We start from the raw sequence: 19,116 nt of genomic DNA on the forward strand, positions 1-19,116 counted from the left end.
AACCTTTTTATAGTTTTTACAGGGTGGGATGGTTTATGAATAATATTTTTGACAGAAAAAGAGATTCAGAAATATGTGAAATTATAGCTGTTATAAGAGTTTTATTTATATTATTAATTTTTACAAGTGTTTATTCTATGCTGCCTCAGGATTTGTTCAGTCTTCCATTAGAAGTAATAATTATAACGGCATTTGTTTTAATAGTTTTTGTAGCAATTTATTTAAGCTGGGGATATTTCATAAAGACGAGTGTCCAGACACTGGAAATCAGCAGGAAAGATATTATATACCAAGTAATTTATGTGGCAGTATTGACTTTAATTATTTTTTTTACCGGCGCTCATGAAAGCCAGTATAAAAATATATACTTTCTTGTTATAATTGCCGACTCAATGAGGCATGGCAGCAAAATGGGCATATTGTCTTCTGTTTTGAGCACTGTGGGAATAATGTTTAATGATATGGTATATAATGCCAGCGAAAGCATAAACATATACCTGCAAGCCGATCTGGTTATAATAGTCAGCTTTTTTGTTATCGGCTGGATGCTTGGAAAATACGTAGAAAATGAAATTGAACATAGAAAAAAACTTTCCGAAAAGGTTGTAACCGACGAGGTTACGGGGTTATATAACCACAGGTATTTTCAGGAAAGATTACATACAGATATAGAGACAGCACAGGCGGAAAAGGGCAAGGTTGCCCTTATTATGATTGATTTGGATTATTTTAAGTATTATAATGACACCTACGGACACCAGCAGGGAGACACTTTGTTGCGGGAAGTGGGAGAGGCGATAAAAAGCTGTATAAAAAACAGCGGCACTGTATGCAGGTACGGGGGAGACGAATTTGCCGTAATTTTATACAATAAAACGGTAGAAGAAACTGCCCAGATAGGCGAGAGAATAAGAATGGCAATAGACGGGGCAAATTTCTTTGAAAAGGAAAATCAGCCTTCAAGTGAAGTCACAGCATCATTAGGGATCGCACTTTATCCCGACAATGCAAGTGACAAGGATGAGCTTATAAAAAAAGCTGATGATGCCATGTATAAGGCAAAGTATATGAGCAAAAACAAAGTGGAGATTTATTTTTCAGTGCTGGATGATTTAAAGCAGCTTTTAAATGAATCTGAGCGGGACTTGCTTAATTCCATGAGAACATTGATTACTGTCATTAATGCCAAAGACAGGTATACGTACGGTCACTCCGAAAGAGTTGTTTCCTATGCGACTATGATTGGACAGGCAATGGGCCTGGACGAGATTGAGCTTCGCCAATTAAGATACGGAGCTTATCTACATGATATAGGCAAGATAGAAATATCAAGAGAGGTATTAAATAAAGAAACCCAGCTTACCCATGAGGAATGGAGAATATTAAAGAGCCACCCTGAGTGGGGAGCGGAGATAATAAAGCCCATTAATGCCCTTAAGGATTCAATACCGGCAGTATTATATCATCATGAAAGATTCGATGGCTGGGGATATCCAGAAGGTTTGAGCGGAAAAAATATACCGCTTTTGGCACGCATACTTTCCGTTGCGGACAGCTATGATGCCATGACTACCAAGAGGCCGTACAAAGTATCAAAAAGCTTTGAGGAAGCCATAGAAGAACTGGAAAAAAGCAAAGGCACCCAATTGGACCCGGACATAGTTGACATATTCGTGAGTCTGCTCTTGAACAACAAAAACGAAATAGCATAATAAATAATAATAGCATTCACCACCTGCAATATTCTCTCATATACTGATATATACGAGAGGCAGGTGGTGTTTTTGGATTATGCGGTTATTATGTCGGGGGGTATGGGTACCAGGTTCTGGCCCAGGTCGAGAAACAGCATGCCCAAGCAGTTTTTAAGGACTGTGGGTGAAAAAACCATGATACAGGGTACCGTTGACAGAATATCCAAATGTATAAATCATGAGAACATATGTATAGTTACCAATAGGAATTATATAAAGACCATAACAAAACAACTTCCGGGAATAAAAAATGAGAACATATTTATTGAACCTTACAACAGAGAGACGGCTACATGCATAGGACTTGCAGCAATAAAGCTTTTATCAAGGGACCCTGACGCATTAATGATAGTGCTGCCTTCAGACCACGTCATACAAAACACCAGGGAATTCAGAAAAGCTATCGAAGCGGCTATAAAAATTGCCAGGAGGGATGATGTTTTAGTAACCTTCGGAGTGGTTCCCACCCGGCCGGAAACAGCATACGGTTATATTGAAACAGGAGGGCTTATTGAAGTAAATAATACCATTCCTGCATACAAAGTTAAAAGATTTACCGAAAAGCCTAATAAAACCGTAGCCCAGATGTTTTTGGATAAAGGCACATTTTTGTGGAACAGCGGCATGTTTGTATGGAAGGCCCAAACCCTGCTCGATGAAATGGAAAAGTATCTTCCGGATTTGTATTTAAGCCTTATGACAATGAAGGAGTCCATCGGAAAGCCTAATGAAGAGAAGATCATAGAGAATGAATATAAAAAAGTCGACGGTATTTCCATAGATTTTGGAGTTATGGAGAAATCCTTAAAGATAACAGTCCTTAAAACAAATATGGATTGGGATGATATAGGAAATTGGAACGCACTGGAAAAGTATTATCTTAAGGATGATGATAACAATATAGTCAATGCTCTGTGTTCCAGTATTGATACTAAAAACTGCATAATATTTGGTAATGAAAGACTCATTGCTACAATAGGAGTTAATAACCTTTTAGTGGTAGACGCGGGGGATACCGTGCTTATCTGTGACAGGGAGAGGGACCAGGATATTAAGGAAATGGTAAAGCAGCTCCAGATGATGAGAGGATTTGATAAATTTATATAAATAAAAGCGCCTAAAGTTTTCAGGCGCTTTTCTCATTGTAACGTTATATATTAAATTTTAATTAATATTTTTTATAAATATACACATTGATGTAAGTTATTCCAAATTTTCGAAGAATTCATAAGAATATTGCATTTGGACAAGTAAGGTGATATAATTTGAAATAAATGTGAATAATATATTAATTTTTTTTGCTTTTAAAGCGATGGCGTTTTAAGGATTTAGTAGCAATTAAATTCTAAACGTTTTTTTATTGTAAATGCATTTATAATATATTTAATATAGGTGAAAACTATATTTATTCCTGGGTGAGCTTAGAGTGTTACATACATTCTTTCTCAATAAATATTTAAAAAACATGGAGGGAAATCAAGTGAAAAGGAGAACATCAATATTTTTAAGCATTTTGCTTGTACTTAGCTTAGTGCTTACCGCATGCGGTGGCGGTGGAAATACACAACCTACACCATCGCCAACAGGTGGGGCAGATGCCGCTAAGATTCTAAAGATGAACAGCCACAGTGAACCAGGTGCTCTGCATCCAGGATTGGCACAGGGAACCCATGATTCTTTACCTTTAGACCATCTGTTTGAAGGTTTGACTAAGAGGGACCCTGAAGGTAAGTTTGTGCCTGGAATGGCAAAAGAATGGAAAATGAGTGAAGATGGACTGACATGGACATTTACACTTCGTGACGGTGTTAAATGGTCAAATGGCGATCCTGTAACCGCTCAGGACTTTGAATATGCATGGAAATTCTGCTTAAGTCCTGCTGCAGCTTCAGAATATGCATGGCAGCTTTATTATATTGTAGGCGCTGAAGCCTATAATACTTCTAAAGAAACAGATGCTGCTAAACTAAAAGCTCTGGAAGATGCCGTAGGTGTTAAAGCGCTGGATGAGAAAACACTGGAAGTAAAACTCGGCCAGCCTGTTCCTTATTTCCTTGAATTGATGGCGTTCTATACTTATTATCCTGTAAATAAAAAAGTGCAGGAAGCAAATCCTAACTGGTATACCGAAGCAAGTACATTTGTATCAAACGGCGCCTTCAAGATGACTGAATGGAACCACAAGGAAAATATTCAGGTTATGAAAAATGAAAACTACTATGATAAAGACAAGATTAAACTTGATGGTATTAATTTTGCCCTGGTTGAGGATACAAATACTGCATGGCAGATGTACCAGGCAGGAGAACTGGATATTGAGTTCCAGCTGCCTCCGGATGTAATTGCCAAGCTTAAAGCTGACAATAATCCTGAATTTGTTATAGGACCGGATCTTGCCGTATACTTCTATCGTTTCAATACCACCAGAAAACCATATAGCAATTTGAAGGTACGTCAAGCTCTTGCTATGGCTATTGATAGGACCACTATAGTTGAACAGGTTACCCAAGGCGGCCAAAAGCCTGTCTATGGAATAGTACCTTATGGTGTTCCAAATGAAAATGGAGAAGACTTCAGGGAAAAAGTTGGCGACTACTTTAAAGAAGATTTAGAAGGAGCAAAGAAGCTTCTGGCAGAAGGGTTGCAAGAAGAAGGTCTGGATAAATTAAGCCTCACAATTCTATACAATACAGATGAAGGACATAAGAAGGTTGCAGAAGCCGTTCAGGAAATGTGGCGCAAGAACCTTGGAATAGAAGTTACTCTTGAAAACACAGAATTCCAGGTTAAGATCGACCGTGAAGACGCTCTGGACTACGATGTTTCAAGGGCAGGCTGGATTGGTGACTATGTCGACCCGATGACATTCCTTGATATGTGGGATTCAAAGAGCTCTCAGAATGAAACTGGCTGGACAAATCCACAGTTTGATGAGCTGATTGCAAAAGCAAAAGTTGAATTTGACCCGGCAAAACGTATGCAGTATATGCGTGATGCAGAAAAAATATTTATGGAAGCTATGCCTGTAATGCCAATATATTCCTATACAAGGCCATATGTGGCTAAATCATATGTAACAGGAATATTTAAGCCTGCAAACAGAGATATTCAGGCTCATTATGCCGATATTGTAAAATAATACGGCATTAAAAAAGGTAGCATATAGAAAATAAGGTATGCCCTATTATATGGACATACCTCATTTTCATTATAATATGCGGTGGAAATTTATATTGTTAATGCTATTTTCTTCTGCATATACCATAATTGTTACCTTAACATTATAGCTGGTTTGATGTTATAGTTTAATATGAGAGGTGAAATCATATTAAGCTATAACATCAATTAGCTTATGCTGAAACAATCCGTACAATTATCAAAATAATATTTTGGGGGAAGAATAGGGTGATACTGTGTTAAGGTATATTTTCAAACGTTTTCTGATATCATTGTTTACTTTATGGGTGGTTATAACCTTTACTTTTGCATTAATGCATTCTATTCCCGGGAATCCCTTTGCCAAAGAAGGGACGATGCCACCGGGCGTATATGAAAATCTTTTGAAACACTATAATTTGGACAAACCTTTAATTGTGCAATATGGAATTTATTTAAAAAATCTTACCAAGCTTGATTTTGGGCCATCGCTCAAATCAAAAAGCATTACTGTGAATTATTATATAAAAAATGGATTTCCAAAATCCATGCATCTTGGAGCCCAGGCTCTCGCTGTAGCTATATCTATAGGATTGCTGCTGGGTATTATAGCAGCATTAAATCATAATAAATGGCCGGATTATCTCTCTATGATGGTTTCAATCATAGGTATTTCGGTGCCTGGATTTATCCTTGCGACAGTGTTGATTGAATATTTGTCTGTCCAGAATAATATATTTCCGGTGGCGGGATGGAAATCGTGGCTTCATACCATTCTTCCTACTATAGCACTGTCTGTTATGACATTAGCTTTTATTGCAAGGCTTATGCGTTCCAGTATGCTGGAAGTATTGGGGCAGGATTATATTAAGACTGCCAAGGCAAAAGGATTGTCAGGAAGTACAGTGATTTTTAAGCATGCCATAAGGAATGCAATTTTACCTGTAGTAACGGTTTTGGGAATAAATGCTGCCAATCTTGTGACAGGCAGTTTTATCATAGAGCAAATATTTGGAATTGCCGGTACGGGAGAGATGTTTGTAAGGTCTATATTTAACCGTGATTATCCTGTTATACTGGGGTCAGCGGTGTTCTACAGCTCAATTTTGATATTTATGAATTTTCTCGTTGATATAGCCTATACGTTTATCGATCCAAGAATTAAAATTGCCGGATCCGACAAGCCGGATGGCTGGTTTACAACAACTATTAAAAATTTATTTAGGAGAAATTGGGATAATAACAACAGTCTGAGTGCAGGAGGTGGGAAATGATGGAGAGAGATCTCAATCTATCCAAAGAGCTATTTGAGCCGGCAGAGGATAATTTTAAAGATTCAGAAAAAATTTCCCGCCCCAGCATAACTTACTGGGCAGATGTATGGCGCAGGCTTAAGAAAAATAAGCTGGCCATGTTCGGACTCGCAATTATTATACTATTAGCTATTATGGCAATAATAGGACCTTATATAAATGGATATACCTATTATGAACAGGACTTCACAAAGAAAAACCTTTTTCCGAATGCGGAACATTGGTTTGGAACGGATTCTGCAGGCCGTGACCTTTTTACCCGTGCATGGTATGGGGCCAGAATCTCCTTATTCATAGGCCTTATGGCTACGCTGATTGACTTTTTAATCGGAGTATTGTACGGCGGAGTTGCGGGGATGAAAGGCGGAAAGATCGATGAAATAATGATGAGAGCTGCGGAGATATTATACAGCATACCTTATATGCTAATCGTTATCTTGTTGATGGTTGTAATGGAAAAGGGAATATGGAATATTATTCTTGCAATGGCCCTGACTTCGTGGATGCGTATGGCCCGTCTGGTGCGCGGACAGGTGCTCCAGCTTAAAGAGCAGGAATATGTGCAGGCGGCAAAAGCATTAGGTGCCAGCTCCAGCTGGATTTTAATAAAACATTTGATTCCCAATACCATGGGACCAATTATTGTCAACATAACCTTAAGTGTCCCGACTGCGATTTTTGCAGAAGCGACATTGAGCTTTTTGGGATTGGGTGTACAGGCTCCCATGGCAAGTTGGGGGTCGATGGCCAGCGATGCTTTGTCCAGTTTCCTCGTTGGTTATACTTATCAGATGTTCATTCCTGCTTTTCTGATTTCACTTGCAATGTTCGCTTTTAACGTCCTGGGAGACGGGCTGAGGGATGCACTTGACCCCAGGCTTCGCAAATAAGTTTGAAAGGGTTGACTATAGATGGAGAAGATTTTGGAGGTAAAAGATCTTCATGTATCTTTTGATACGTATGGAGGAGAAGTAAAGGCCATCCGCGGTGTAAATTTCGATTTATATAAGGGTGAAGCCCTGGCTATAGTTGGAGAATCCGGGTGCGGAAAAAGTGTTACTGCCCAGTCGGTTATGCGGCTTTTGGCGTCTCCCCCGGTAAGATATAAGCAGGGATCTATTATATTTGAGGGACAGGACATTTTAAAGAAAACTGAAAAACAGATGCAGGCGATCCGTGGAAACGATATAGGTATGATATTCCAGGACCCTATGACATCTTTAAACCCTACCTTGAGGATAGGAAACCAGATTGCTGAAGGATTAAGAAAGCATAAAAAATTATCGAGGCACCAAGCACAAAAGGCGGCAATTGAGATGCTGGAACTTGTTGCGGTGGCGCAGCCTGATAAGCGAGTAAACCAGTATCCTCATGAATTTTCAGGCGGTATGCGCCAGAGGGTTATGATTGCACTGGCTCTGGCTTGCAATCCTAAACTTTTAATTGCGGATGAGCCTACTACAGCCTTGGACGTAACCATTCAGGCCCAGATATTGGACCTTTTAAAGGATATGCAGAAAAAGCTGGGTACATCAATTATATTGATAACCCATGACTTAGGCGTCGTATCCAAAATGTGTGACCGTGTTGTAGTTATGTATGCCGGACAGATAGTAGAGTCGGGAGTAATTGACGATATATACTATGCCCCCAAGCATCCCTACACAAAAGGCCTTTTGAATTCCGTACCAAGGATAGATATGGATAGAGAAAAGTCATTGACTCCCATTGTAGGGACGCCGCCGGATTTGTTCAATCCTCCTGCAGGCTGCCCCTTTTACGCACGCTGCAAGGATGCTATGAAGGTATGCCAGCAGCACCAGCCCGTAATGGAAGATATGGGTAATAACCATTGTGCCGCCTGCTGGCTGTATCACCCACTGGCCCAGGCAGCAGGAAAATAAGGATAAGGAGGGAGATACATGGAATTACAAACTGTTGCTTCATCATCAATAAAAAAATCAGCATTAAACGAAACCCCTCTTGTGCAAATCCGCAATCTTAAGAAATATTTTAAAGTGGGTAATCGTTTATTAAAAGCAGTGAATAATTTTACTTTAGATATATATTCAGGTGAAACCATAGGCCTTGTAGGCGAAAGCGGCTGCGGCAAATCAACAGCCGGGCGTACAATTCTGCGTCTATATGAACCTTCAGAGGGCGAAGTATTGTTTGAAGGACAAAATATTTATCAGCTTTCTGAAAATGAGATGAAAAATATAAGAAGGCAGATGCAGATTATTTTCCAGGACCCGTATGCATCTCTTAACCCCCGTATGACGGTTGAGGATATAATAGGTGAGCCTTTAGATATACACAAATTGGCATCCGGTCAAAAACGCCGGGAAAGAGTACAGGGGCTACTGGAATATGTAGGTCTTTCTTCCGAACATATGTCCAGGTTTCCTCATGAGTTCAGCGGAGGCCAAAGGCAGAGAATAGGTATTGCAAGGGCTCTTGCTGTAGATCCGAGGTTTATCGTGTGTGACGAGCCCATATCGGCACTGGATGTTTCCATTCAGGCTCAAGTAGTTAATCTTTTAAAAGATCTTCAAAAAAGTATGGGTCTCACATATTTATTTATTGCCCATGATTTATCTATGGTGCGGTATATTTCAGACAGGATACTTGTTATGTACCTTGGAAATATGGTAGAGCTGGCAGACAGCAGTGCCTTGCACAATGAGCCGCTGCATCCTTATACCCAGGCACTTTTATCTGCTATTCCCATACCCGACCCAAAGATTGAGAAGTCAAGAGAAAGAATTGTACTGGAAGGGGAAGTGCCAAGCCCTATAAATCCTCCTGAGGGATGCGCTTTTTGTACAAGATGCCCCAAGGCAATGGATATATGTAAAGTTACGGCGCCGGAGTGGAAAGAAGTAAAAGAAAATCATTTTGCAGCTTGTCATCTGTTCGCATAATCTACTAAATAAAGCCAATATTAAGCAATGTATTTTAAATTAAAATTTGTATATAAGCTTTACAGAGAATGAAACGCAAAAGATAAAATTCTTTTGTGTTTTATTTTTTACAAAAGTTTTTGACTTTTATATTTATATATCGTAATATATAGATATAAGGATTAAAAATCAGGAGGGATAAACATGAAGGTTATAATCATAGGCGGAGTTGCAGGCGGAGCTTCCGCAGCTGCAAGGCTGAGACGAAATGATGAGAAAAGTGAAATCATACTCTTTGAAAGAGGGGAACATATATCCTTCGCAAACTGCGGACTGCCATATTATATCGGTGAGGTTATACGGAATGAGGAAAATTTGCTTGTTCAGACACCGGAAGGCATGAAAAAAAGATTCAACATAGATGTAAGAGTTCTAAGTGAAGTTGTGAGAATTCACAGGGAAACAAAAGAAGTTGAAATATATGACAGAAAAAATGATAAAAGGTATACGGAGAGCTATGATAAGCTCATACTGTCACCCGGTGCGTCACCCATAAAGCCGGATTTGGAAGGAGTAAATGCAAAGAATGTATTTACACTGAGAAATGTTCCGGATACCTTAAGCATAAAGGATTATGTGGATAATGAAAAGCCGGAGAGTGCGGTTGTGGTAGGAGGCGGATTTATTGGCCTTGAAATTGCAGAAAATTTAAAAGAGAGAGGCCTGGATGTAAAATTAGTCGAGCTTTCTAATCAGGTTTTAGCTCCCATTGATTTCGAAATGGCTGCAATTGTACAAAACTATATGAAAGAAAAAGGCATTGAATTTTATTTAGGAGATGGGTTAAAGGGTATAAAGCATAATACAGGCTATTCAGAAGTTGAGTTAAACAGCGGTGCAAAAATTGAAGCTGACATGGTAGTCTTAGGAATTGGTGTTCGTCCCGAAGTTTCCCTGGCAAAGGACGCTGGCCTGGAGTTGGGAGAAAGAGGCGGAATAAAGGTTGATCAAACCTTGAAAACATCGGATTCAAATATATATGCAGTGGGAGATGCAATCGAAGTTATAGATTATATAAACGGAAAACAAAGCCTGGTGCCCCTTGCCGGACCTGCTAACAAGCAGGGAAGAATTGCGGCGGATAATGTTTGCGGCCGAAATGAAACTTATGACGGTACTCAGGGCACGTCGGTTTTAAAGATATTTGATATGACTGTGGCATCAACGGGAAATAATGAAAAGCTTTTAAGAAGGTTTGATATACCTTATGAAAAATCATATACTCATTCAGCTTCTCATGCATCATATTATCCAGGTTCATCAACCATATCAATGAAAATCATATTTTCACCAGAAGACGGAAAGGTGTTAGGAGCTCAGGCAGTAGGATTTGAAGGGGTAGAAAAGAGGATTGATGTGCTGGCAACTGCAATTAGAGCAGGTATGACAGTATATGATTTGGAAAAGCTGGAACTAAGCTATGCACCTCCATATTCATCAGCAAAGGACCCTGTTAATATGGCCGGATATGTTGCTTCAAATATATTAAAGGGAGACAACAAAGTAATACACTGGGATGAAATAGAAAGATTGGATAAAGAAGAATCCATACTTGTTGATGTAAGGACTCCCATGGAATACAGCCTTGGAACTATAGAGGATGCAGTAAATATTCCCCTTGATGAAATGCGAAATAGATTGGATGAATTCCCAAGGGATAAAAAAATTATTGTATTTTGCAAAGTCGGTTTAAGAGGGTATTTAGCCTTAAGAATACTTGCGCAGAATGGATTCAAGGATGTATATAATTTAAGCGGAGGCTGCAGCACATATTATCCGGTTATAGAAGCCAATAAGGAAGATTCTCCTAAAAAAAAAGAAGTAATATAGATCCAAAAGCAGAAGTTGCATTTACTGAAATCCCCTCTGATGAAAAAATCGAGGTAACATCATCTATAAAGCTGGATGCCTGCGGATTGCAGTGCCCTGGACCCATCATAAAGGTCAAAGAGGCTCTGGATTCAATGAAAGCAGGACAAATACTTGAAGTAAGAGCAACCGATCCGGCTTTCGGCGCTGATGTGGAATCCTGGTGCAATCGTACGGGAAATGAATTTAAGGGCTCATCAAGAGAAGGCAAGGTGATTAAAGCTCTTATTAAAAAAGGGATAGAGAAAAATATGGACTTATCAAATGTTTCCTTAGGAGGCAATGATAAAACCATGGTGGTATTCAGCGGAGATTTGGATAAAGCTATTGCATCTTTTATAATAGCAAACGGTGCAGCCGCTATGGGGAGAAAGGTGACCATGTTCTTTACCTTTTGGGGATTGAATGTTCTAAGGAAAAATGATAACATAAAAGTCAAAAAGAGCTTTCTGGAGTCTATGTTTGGAATGATGATGCCAAGAGGTACCAGTAAGTTAGGCCTGTCAAAAATGAATATGGGCGGAATGGGTGGTAAAATGATAAGATATATCATGGATAAAAAGAACGTATTCTCTCTTGATGAATTGATTGAACAGGCAAAGGTACAGGGGGTAAGGCTGGTGGCCTGCTCCATGTCCATGGATATCATGGGAATTAAAGAAGAAGAATTGATACCGGGTATTGAAATAGGCGGAGTCGCTTCATATTTAGCTTCGGCAGAGACTGCAGATACTAATTTATTTATATAAATTAATTTAATCAGCACCCAATTAAAAGCATAAGAATATATAAGGATATATAAATCTGTATGCTATAGAACATGGCAGAATGGTGGAATTTATGGAGAATATGGATATTTACGATGCCAAAAGCGAAATATTAAAAGCTATTGCTCATCCTGTGAGGCTGTGCATCGTCAAAGGCTTGATTGAGAGCCAGTGCAATGTCACCAAAATACAGGAATGCTTAAACCTTCCCCAATCTACAATATCTCAGCATCTGGCTAAGCTGAAAGCTGCCAGGATTATCGAAGGGGAGAGAAACGGCCTTGAAATATGCTATAAAGTAGTAGATCAGGATATTAAAAAAATAATTGAAGCACTTTTCTAACAAAGGCGGCCTATAGGCCGCCTTTGTTTCATATAGCTATTACAATAGACAAATATTGGTGCGTATAGTATAATATATGAACATAAACGCTGTGAATACCGTATTTAAAAGGGCGTATAAAACAGAGGGAATTTTAGTATAATCATAAATGCGTTCCTTAAATTAAGCAGGGAGGAATTATCTTGGCTAATGTATATGACGTACTTTTAGAAAGAGGCTTTATTGAGCAGGTGACCCATGAAGAGCCTTTAAAAGAGCTTCTTTCAAAAGGAAGGGTAACATTTTATATAGGTTTCGACCCCACGGCCGACAGCCTTCATGTGGGACATTTTTTGCAGATGATAGTAATGGCTCACATGCAAAGAGCAGGCCACATACCTATTGCACTATTAGGCGGCGGCACGGCAATGGTAGGCGATCCCTCCGGAAAAACGGATATGAGAAAAATGCTTACCAGAGAAGAGATAAATAAAAATGCCGAGTCCTTCAAAAACCAATTCTCAAAGCTCATAGACTTCAGCGATAACAAAGCCATTATGGACAATAATGCAAACTGGCTTCTGGATATAAATTATGTTAATTTCCTTCGTGAAATCGGAGTCCATTTTTCCGTAAACAGAATGCTTACGGCTGAATGCTATAAAAACAGATTGGAGAAGGGCCTTACATTCCTAGAATTTAATTATATGATAATGCAGGCATATGACTTTCTCGAATTATATAAAAGATACGGATGCCGTCTGCAGCTGGGCGGAGATGACCAATGGTCAAACATCCTGGCAGGGGCTGATCTGATACGCCGTGTAGAAGGAGCCGAAGCTTACGGCATGACATTTACTCTTTTAACTACCAGTACAGGTAAGAAAATGGGTAAAACCGAGTCAGGGGCAATCTGGCTGGATCCCAATAAAACAAGTCCATATGAATTTTATCAGTACTGGAGAAACGTGGATGATGCCGATGTTAAAAAATGCCTATGCCTTTTAACCTTCCTTCCAATGGATGAGGTCAATAAACTTGGGGCCTTGGAAGGGCAGGAGATAAACGAGGCAAAAAAGGTACTGGCCTTTGAAGTAACGAAGCTTGTTCATGGCGAAGAAGAAGCTAATAAGGCAAAAGCAGCCGCCGAAGCCTTGTTTGGAGGCGGTGCGGATTCAGAGAATATACCTTCAACTAATATATCAAAGGCTGTATTGAGCGAAAACTCAAAAGTAGTGGATTTGCTGGTATTAACTGAACTTGCTCCATCTAAAGCCGAGGCAAAACGCCTAATAAAACAAGGCGGTATTTATGTAAATGATGAAAAAGTAGAGGATTTTGACAAGGCTGTAACTGATGACGATTTTTCTGATGGAAAACTTATGATAAAAAAAGGAAAAAAAGTATATCATAGAATAGTTCTTGAATAATAAGTTATGGGCTGTGCAAAGCACAGCCCATAACTTATGCATTTTTTAGCCTTCTTTTAACTATTGAAACTATTAATAAAGTGAGGGGTATCACAAGATGAAAAATAAGAGCATACCATGACCAGGAATATGTAATAAGGTTTATATGTTCAGGCTGGCTCCGTACTATAAATAATGAGTGCTCTACAACTAAAATTCCCAAGGGTACCAGGACAACACGGTAGTCTTTAATTGAGAAAATCTTTGAAATGCAAAGGGAGCATGCATAAAAAGAGATACTCATTTTTATAAAATTAATGGCAATGAAGAGAGTATAAATGAGTATTTCTGCCCTGTCTAAAAAATCCGCCACCTGTATATAAGAGTAAGATGTATATGCAGGATAGGTTAATTTTGGAGCAAGAGGTCCCAATACAAGTATATTCATTATGTTAGAGGCTATTATGAACAATCCTGCAGTCGTAACAGCCAGAAGGGAGGGTGTTTTAGTGCTTTTTCCGTCTTTTAAATGAGGAAAAATCATAACAAAAATACCTCCTAGGCTTAATGGCAGAGTGCTAATCTGAAGAGCAGAATACAATATTTTTCTTGTATCGCCGCCTGTTATGGGAAGCAGGTTCTGGAAATTCAAGTCTCTGCCCAATAATATAAAGGCAATTATTAAATAAAATATTATGATGGGGAAAAATAATATGGAGATCCTTGCCATGGATTCTATCCCTTCATAAGCTATCCATATGACAAGAAGCATTATGGAAGCGGAAATCACTACAACAGGAGTGTTGGGCAATGCCACATTAATGGTAAACTGCCAATGATCCCTTAAAATGAAGGTTGCGCCTTGAAATGAGTATAATGCATATATAAGTCCTATAAATTTGGATACCCATTTCCCTAATAAGGATTTTGAAATCTCTATTATGGATTTACCGGAATGAATATCACAAAGATGTGCTGCCACCAGTATGTATAAAGAGCCCAAAAATACTGCTATAATGGCTGAAATCCAGGATTGATGACCGGCAAGGCCTCCAATAGGTACTATCATCGCGCTTGAAATCATATGTATGCACATGGCAGCCCACAATTCTACACTGGAAATTCGCTCTTTATCTTTTCCCGACATTATATCACCCCATATAAAAAAGTTTCCCCATCATAAGAAAACATATTCTGCTATAATAAAAAGCTTAAGGATTGAGCACTTATAACATAAGTAAATGAAGTAAAGGGCATCCTATATAGTAAATCATTAATAAATCATATATAAGACTTCCGGGTGATATAATGAAAAAACTTATAAAACCAAAACCTATCAAAAAAAAAGAGAATGGCAAAGTATATGAAAAAATACTAAAAGATGATGAGAATATTCAAAAGCAATGTGAATTAACTTGTGATATAGATGAAAATGAGAACATTTTCAAGAATATATTCAGCAGCTGTTATGATGTTGTTTTTAGGAGCATAAAAATTCTGGGGGAGAAAAAGGCTCTCATTATATATGCTGACGGACTTGTCGACAATAAAATTTTAGATGACATGATAATAGATAACTTGATGAAAGAGAATGCTTTTCTTAATATTAATGATATGAATATAGGAGATTTTTTAAAGGAACAGGTAATCCCCGTTGGACAGCTAAAAGATATTTCATCAATAGAAGAAGCTGTAAAAGCCATATTAGACGGAAATGCCATAATCCTTGTGGAAAATGAGCCGGTTATATTTGCAGCGGCTATAGGCGGAGGCCAAAGGCGCAATATAAACGAGCCTGTGACTGAAACAGTCATAAGAGGGCCGAGAGAAGGCTTCACTGAGGATATAAGGATAAATATAAGCATGCTGAGAAGAAGGCTTAAGACTCCCAAGCTGAAAATGGAATTATCGACTATAGGAGAGATGTCAAAAAGCAATATAATTATAACCTATATAAAAGGAGTAGCTGAAGAATCGGTTATTGAGGAAGTAAGGAAGCGGCTTGGCAAGATTAAAATTGACGCCGTATTGGAATCAGGATATATAGAAGAATTCATCGAGGATGAACCTTATACTCTTTTTCCTCTCGTACAAAACACCGAGCGTCCGGATGTGGTAGCAGCTGCCATGTTAGAAGGAAAGGTAGCAATATTTACTGATAATACCCCTTTTGTATTATTAGTGCCGGTGGTATTCTGGGGGCAGGTTCACGCTAATGAGGATTATTATGAGCGCTTCAGTATGGGTACAATTATCAGATGGATTCGTTTGAGTTTTATGTTTATATCGCTGCTTGTTCCGGCGCTTTATGTTGCTGTCTCTACGTTTCATCAGCAAATGATACCCCCAAAGCTTTTGATGAGCATCGTAGATGCAAGGGAGCCCAGCCCTTTTCCGGCAGTGATTGAAGCTCTCATAATGGAAGTGACTTTTGAAGCTTTAAGGGAAGCAGGTGTAAGGCTTCCTAAACCTGTAGGCCAGGCAGTGAGCATAGTAGGAGCATTAGTTATAGGCCAGGCGGCAGTAGAGGCAGGATTGGTATCAGCTCCTATGGTAATTGTAGTTTCACTAACCGGAATTGCTTCCTTTACCATGCCCCGCTATGATTTTGCTTTTGCCGTCAGAATGCTCAGATTTCCCTTAATACTTATGGCAGGTTCTTTTGGGTTGTATGGGGTGACATTAGGAGTTATGGCAATGCTGATACATCTTGTAGGCCTCCGATCTTTCGGAATACCTTACTTATCACCTGTAGCCCCTTTAAACCTTAAAGGCTTAAAGGATGTTTTAATCAGAGCACCCCATTGGAATATGCATAAAAGACCGGAGCTTATAACAAGTTATAATGAAATACGCGTACCGGAAGGACAAAAACCAGAAACCGAGCAGGAGAGGAAAGACTCACAAAAATAAGGGGGCAAAATTATGAAGCGCAAAGAGTATATTATTATAAAGCCTTTGCTTTGCATATTATCGGTAATCCCCATACTTTTATCAACAGGCTGCTGGGACAGGGTGGAGGTAAACGACATAGCCCTCATTATGGCCAGTGCCTTTGATACGGCACCGGACGGCAAACTTTTAGGCACATCTCAGGTAATGCTTCCTTCAGGAGGAGGTCTGGGAGCCGGCGAGGCCGGTGCAGGAAGTGAAAGTAAAAAAAGCTTTATAGTTGAATCGGCTGTGGGCATTGATCCGGGAGAAGCACAAAGTCAGATACAAATGGGTTTTTCAAGAAGGCTATTCAGAGGCCACAGAAGAGTAATCGTAATCGGAGAAGAGCTGGCAAAACTGGGAATAGGAGAAGTATTGGATTCCATAAGCCGTGATCCTCAAAACCGGCTGCGTACCCACATGCTTGTGGCTAAGGGAAGCAGGGGCTCAGATATACTTAGAATGAAATACCCTATGGAACGTGTTCCGGCAGAAGCAATGAGAGAGATGATAAATATCGGTGTAGGTGTGGAAGTAACCATCAGGGATTTTTTAATTGCCTCATCCAGTGAAGGTATTCAGCCTATTGCCACAGTGATAGAAGCAGATAAAGGTACAGAGGGTTTTAAATTAGCGGGGATAGCGGTTTTTAAAGATTTAAAGCTTGTAGGATACCTTGACGGGGAAAGCACCAACGGATATCTCTGGTTGGCGGGGAGGCTTCACAACGGTCTGGTGACAACAGAGATCCCCGGTATTGAAGGAGAAATAAGCATAGATGTTATAACTTCAGATGTAAAAATAAAGCCTTATATTAACGGCGATAAAATAAAATTTGAAGTTTTATTAAGCGGTGAAGGCGCTATACATGGCAATGGCACAAAGCTTGATTTCACCAACCCCAAAAATACAAAGCTTGCAGAAGAGGCTGCGGAGGAAGAAATCAAAAAACAGGTATTAACCACTATTAAAATTATTAAAGATGAATTTAAGGCGGATATAGTAGGCTTTGGAAGTGTCATTAACAGAGAAAATCCAAAAGAGTGGAAAAAACTTAAAAATAAATGGGATGAGGTTTTTCCAAATACGGAAATAGAAGTTACAGTTGATTTTGCCGCAAAACAGACAGGTATGTCAGGTCCTCCTTTGTATTTAAGAGAAAACGAGGTGATAAAGGAATAGTTGGTTATTATTGTGATTTTTATTATTTGCCTGATGATTATATCTTTTTTTCAGATTAAAGCCATGTGGGGTAAAGTAAATCCAGGGACAGTTGCAGTCTATGGGTTGTTAATGACTACTGCTGCAGTCATAGGTTCTTTGTTGATCAGTGGGGTTGAACTGCCAAGCCATAATGAATATATTTCTAAATTTTTTGAGCCTATAGGTAAGACCTTGTTGGGGAAATAAGGCTCTATTATAATAACAAATAGCAGTAGGAAAACTTACTGCTATTTGTTATTATTGTAAACATTTCCATATACTTTCAAGGTCTCATGAGCTGTCTTTCTCCAGCTGAAAAGGGAAGCCCGTTCCAAACCTTTAGCGATGAGGCCGGATTTTATTTCATTGTCCTCCAACACCTTTGACATAGCATCTGCAAGCTTTTCCGTGTCGAAGGGATTTATCAGCAAGGCTCCGTCGCCTGCAATTTCAGGTATGGAGGACACATTGGACGTAATTGTGGGCGTACCGCATTTCATAGCCTCCAGAATAGGAAGTCCAAAACCTTCATAAAGGGAGGGATAGACAAAAAGCTCGGCTGAATTATAAAAATATGGGAGATCATCGTAGGGTACATATCCTGTAAAAAATACCTTGTCTCCTATTCCTAAGTTTTGAGAAAGTTTTATTAAAAACTGATGATCATCCTTTGCCGAGCCGATTATTACTATCCTGTAATCTTTTGATAATTTGGAATGTATCATTGAAAAAGCTAAAAGTATGGATTTTACATTCTTCCTGGGGCTGAAGCCTCCTAAATATAATATTATATTGTCATCTATGCCGTAATTTTCCTTAACATAATTTAAAGAAGAGCTTTTATCTAAAGGCATAAATATATCGTCTGCTGCAAGATGGGTCACTACTATTTTTTCTTCGGGAATACCGAATATTCTCATAATATCCTTCTTAGACCATTCTGAGACAGTTATTATCATATCCAAGTTTGATATTATTGCCGGCATCTGAGAAATGAATTTGGCAAGGTATCCCTTTCCCACTGTTTCAGGCATGATGTAAGGTATTAAATCATGTACGGTGGCAACATACAAGGAGCTTTTATTCTGAGGAAGCCCAATGCCGTTTTGGGGAAGATGATACACATCTACATTCTTGGTTTTTAAAATATCGGGAATATAATACTGTTCCCAGAACCTGTGATGTTTTCTGCTGGATATACTGATTTTTACATTATCCCTGGCACTTAATGCTTCATAATCCCTGCCCGACCAGAAGAGATAATAATCATTTTGCCTGTCAATTTCAAGAATATGTTTTAAAACTTGCCTTGTGTAAGTGCCAATGCCTGTTCCGGCATACCATGTGGCCCCCCTGGCATCTATGGATATCAGCATCCATTTCACTCCTTTAAGACATACAAAATTGTGCTTATATTTATAGATAT

Annotated in this window: 14 protein-coding genes and 1 pseudogene; 13 read left to right on the forward strand and 2 right to left on the reverse strand. The window is 39.0% G+C overall.

Annotated elements, in window-relative coordinates; translation table 11 throughout:
* The first annotated feature begins 35 nt into the window (after window positions 1-35).
* The 10 genes and pseudogenes from OXPF_RS08035 (at window position 36) to tyrS (ending at window position 13,574) form a co-directional block, all read left to right on the forward strand.
* Window positions 36-1,712 (forward strand): bifunctional diguanylate cyclase/phosphohydrolase, encoded by a 1,677-nt coding sequence (locus OXPF_RS08035; protein ID WP_054874693.1) that lies wholly within the window; start codon window positions 36-38, stop codon window positions 1,710-1,712.
* A gap of 66 nt (window positions 1,713-1,778) precedes the next feature.
* Window positions 1,779-2,861 carry a mannose-1-phosphate guanylyltransferase gene (locus OXPF_RS08040; RefSeq protein WP_423230564.1) on the forward strand — a complete coding sequence of 361 codons (1,083 nt, stop codon included), beginning with the start codon at window positions 1,779-1,781 and terminating at the stop codon, window positions 2,859-2,861.
* A gap of 373 nt (window positions 2,862-3,234) precedes the next feature.
* Entirely contained in the window at window positions 3,235-4,893 is a 1,659-nt protein-coding gene (locus OXPF_RS08045) for a peptide ABC transporter substrate-binding protein (protein WP_242854356.1), read from the forward strand.
* A gap of 421 nt (window positions 4,894-5,314) precedes the next feature.
* The gene (locus tag OXPF_RS08050; RefSeq protein ID WP_341442259.1) at window positions 5,315-6,184 is read left to right on the forward strand and encodes an ABC transporter permease; all 870 of its coding nucleotides are present in this window, start codon (window positions 5,315-5,317) and stop codon (window positions 6,182-6,184) included.
* A complete protein-coding gene (locus tag OXPF_RS08055) occupies window positions 6,184-7,113 on the forward strand; it encodes an ABC transporter permease (RefSeq protein ID WP_152967734.1) in 930 nt (309 codons plus the stop codon). Before OXPF_RS08050 ends, OXPF_RS08055 begins: the two co-directional genes overlap by 1 nt.
* Before the next feature lie 21 nt (window positions 7,114-7,134).
* On the forward strand, window positions 7,135-8,127 hold the full coding sequence (locus tag OXPF_RS08060; RefSeq protein WP_054874696.1) for an ABC transporter ATP-binding protein: 993 nt from the start codon (window positions 7,135-7,137) through the stop codon (window positions 8,125-8,127).
* Between the two features lie 18 nt (window positions 8,128-8,145).
* Window positions 8,146-9,147 (forward strand): ABC transporter ATP-binding protein, encoded by a 1,002-nt coding sequence (locus OXPF_RS08065; protein ID WP_054874697.1) that lies wholly within the window; start codon window positions 8,146-8,148, stop codon window positions 9,145-9,147.
* A gap of 177 nt (window positions 9,148-9,324) precedes the next feature.
* Window positions 9,325-11,804, forward strand: a pseudogene (locus tag OXPF_RS08070) (CoA-disulfide reductase).
* A 91-nt stretch (window positions 11,805-11,895) separates the two neighbouring features.
* Window positions 11,896-12,165, forward strand: coding sequence for an ArsR/SmtB family transcription factor (locus OXPF_RS08075; protein ID WP_054874698.1), 270 nt, complete (start codon window positions 11,896-11,898; stop codon window positions 12,163-12,165).
* A 182-nt stretch (window positions 12,166-12,347) separates the two neighbouring features.
* Window positions 12,348-13,574 (forward strand): tyrosine--tRNA ligase, encoded by a 1,227-nt coding sequence (gene tyrS / locus OXPF_RS08080; RefSeq protein ID WP_054874699.1) that lies wholly within the window; start codon window positions 12,348-12,350, stop codon window positions 13,572-13,574.
* Window positions 13,575-13,608: 34 nt separating this feature from the next.
* Here the strand turns inward: tyrS and OXPF_RS08085 are convergent, their stop codons facing one another.
* Window positions 13,609-14,700 carry a GerAB/ArcD/ProY family transporter gene (locus OXPF_RS08085; protein WP_054874700.1) on the reverse strand — a complete coding sequence of 364 codons (1,092 nt, stop codon included), beginning with the start codon at window positions 14,698-14,700 and terminating at the stop codon, window positions 13,609-13,611.
* A gap of 161 nt (window positions 14,701-14,861) precedes the next feature.
* On the opposite strand from OXPF_RS08085, the gene OXPF_RS08090 reads away from it, so the two are divergent.
* The 3 genes from OXPF_RS08090 to OXPF_RS08100 are packed head-to-tail and all read left to right on the forward strand — an operon-like array spanning window position 14,862 to window position 17,897.
* Window positions 14,862-16,466: a spore germination protein gene (locus OXPF_RS08090; RefSeq protein WP_083479775.1), complete on the forward strand. Its 1,605-nt coding sequence runs from the start codon at window positions 14,862-14,864 to the stop codon at window positions 16,464-16,466.
* Between the two features lie 12 nt (window positions 16,467-16,478).
* A complete protein-coding gene (locus OXPF_RS08095) occupies window positions 16,479-17,669 on the forward strand; it encodes a Ger(x)C family spore germination protein (RefSeq protein WP_054874702.1) in 1,191 nt (396 codons plus the stop codon).
* Window positions 17,670-17,681: 12 nt separating this feature from the next.
* On the forward strand, window positions 17,682-17,897 hold the full coding sequence (locus tag OXPF_RS08100; RefSeq protein WP_160317179.1) for a hypothetical protein: 216 nt from the start codon (window positions 17,682-17,684) through the stop codon (window positions 17,895-17,897).
* A gap of 41 nt (window positions 17,898-17,938) precedes the next feature.
* Here OXPF_RS08100 and OXPF_RS08105 read toward each other — a convergent pair whose 3' ends face one another.
* Entirely contained in the window at window positions 17,939-19,066 is a 1,128-nt protein-coding gene (locus OXPF_RS08105; RefSeq protein ID WP_054874704.1) for a glycosyltransferase family 4 protein, read from the reverse strand.
* Window positions 19,067-19,116 lie beyond the last annotated feature (50 nt).

Origin of the sequence: Oxobacter pfennigii, assembly GCF_001317355.1 — a bacterium.
Classification (GTDB): Bacteria; Bacillota; Clostridia; order Clostridiales; family Oxobacteraceae; genus Oxobacter; species Oxobacter pfennigii.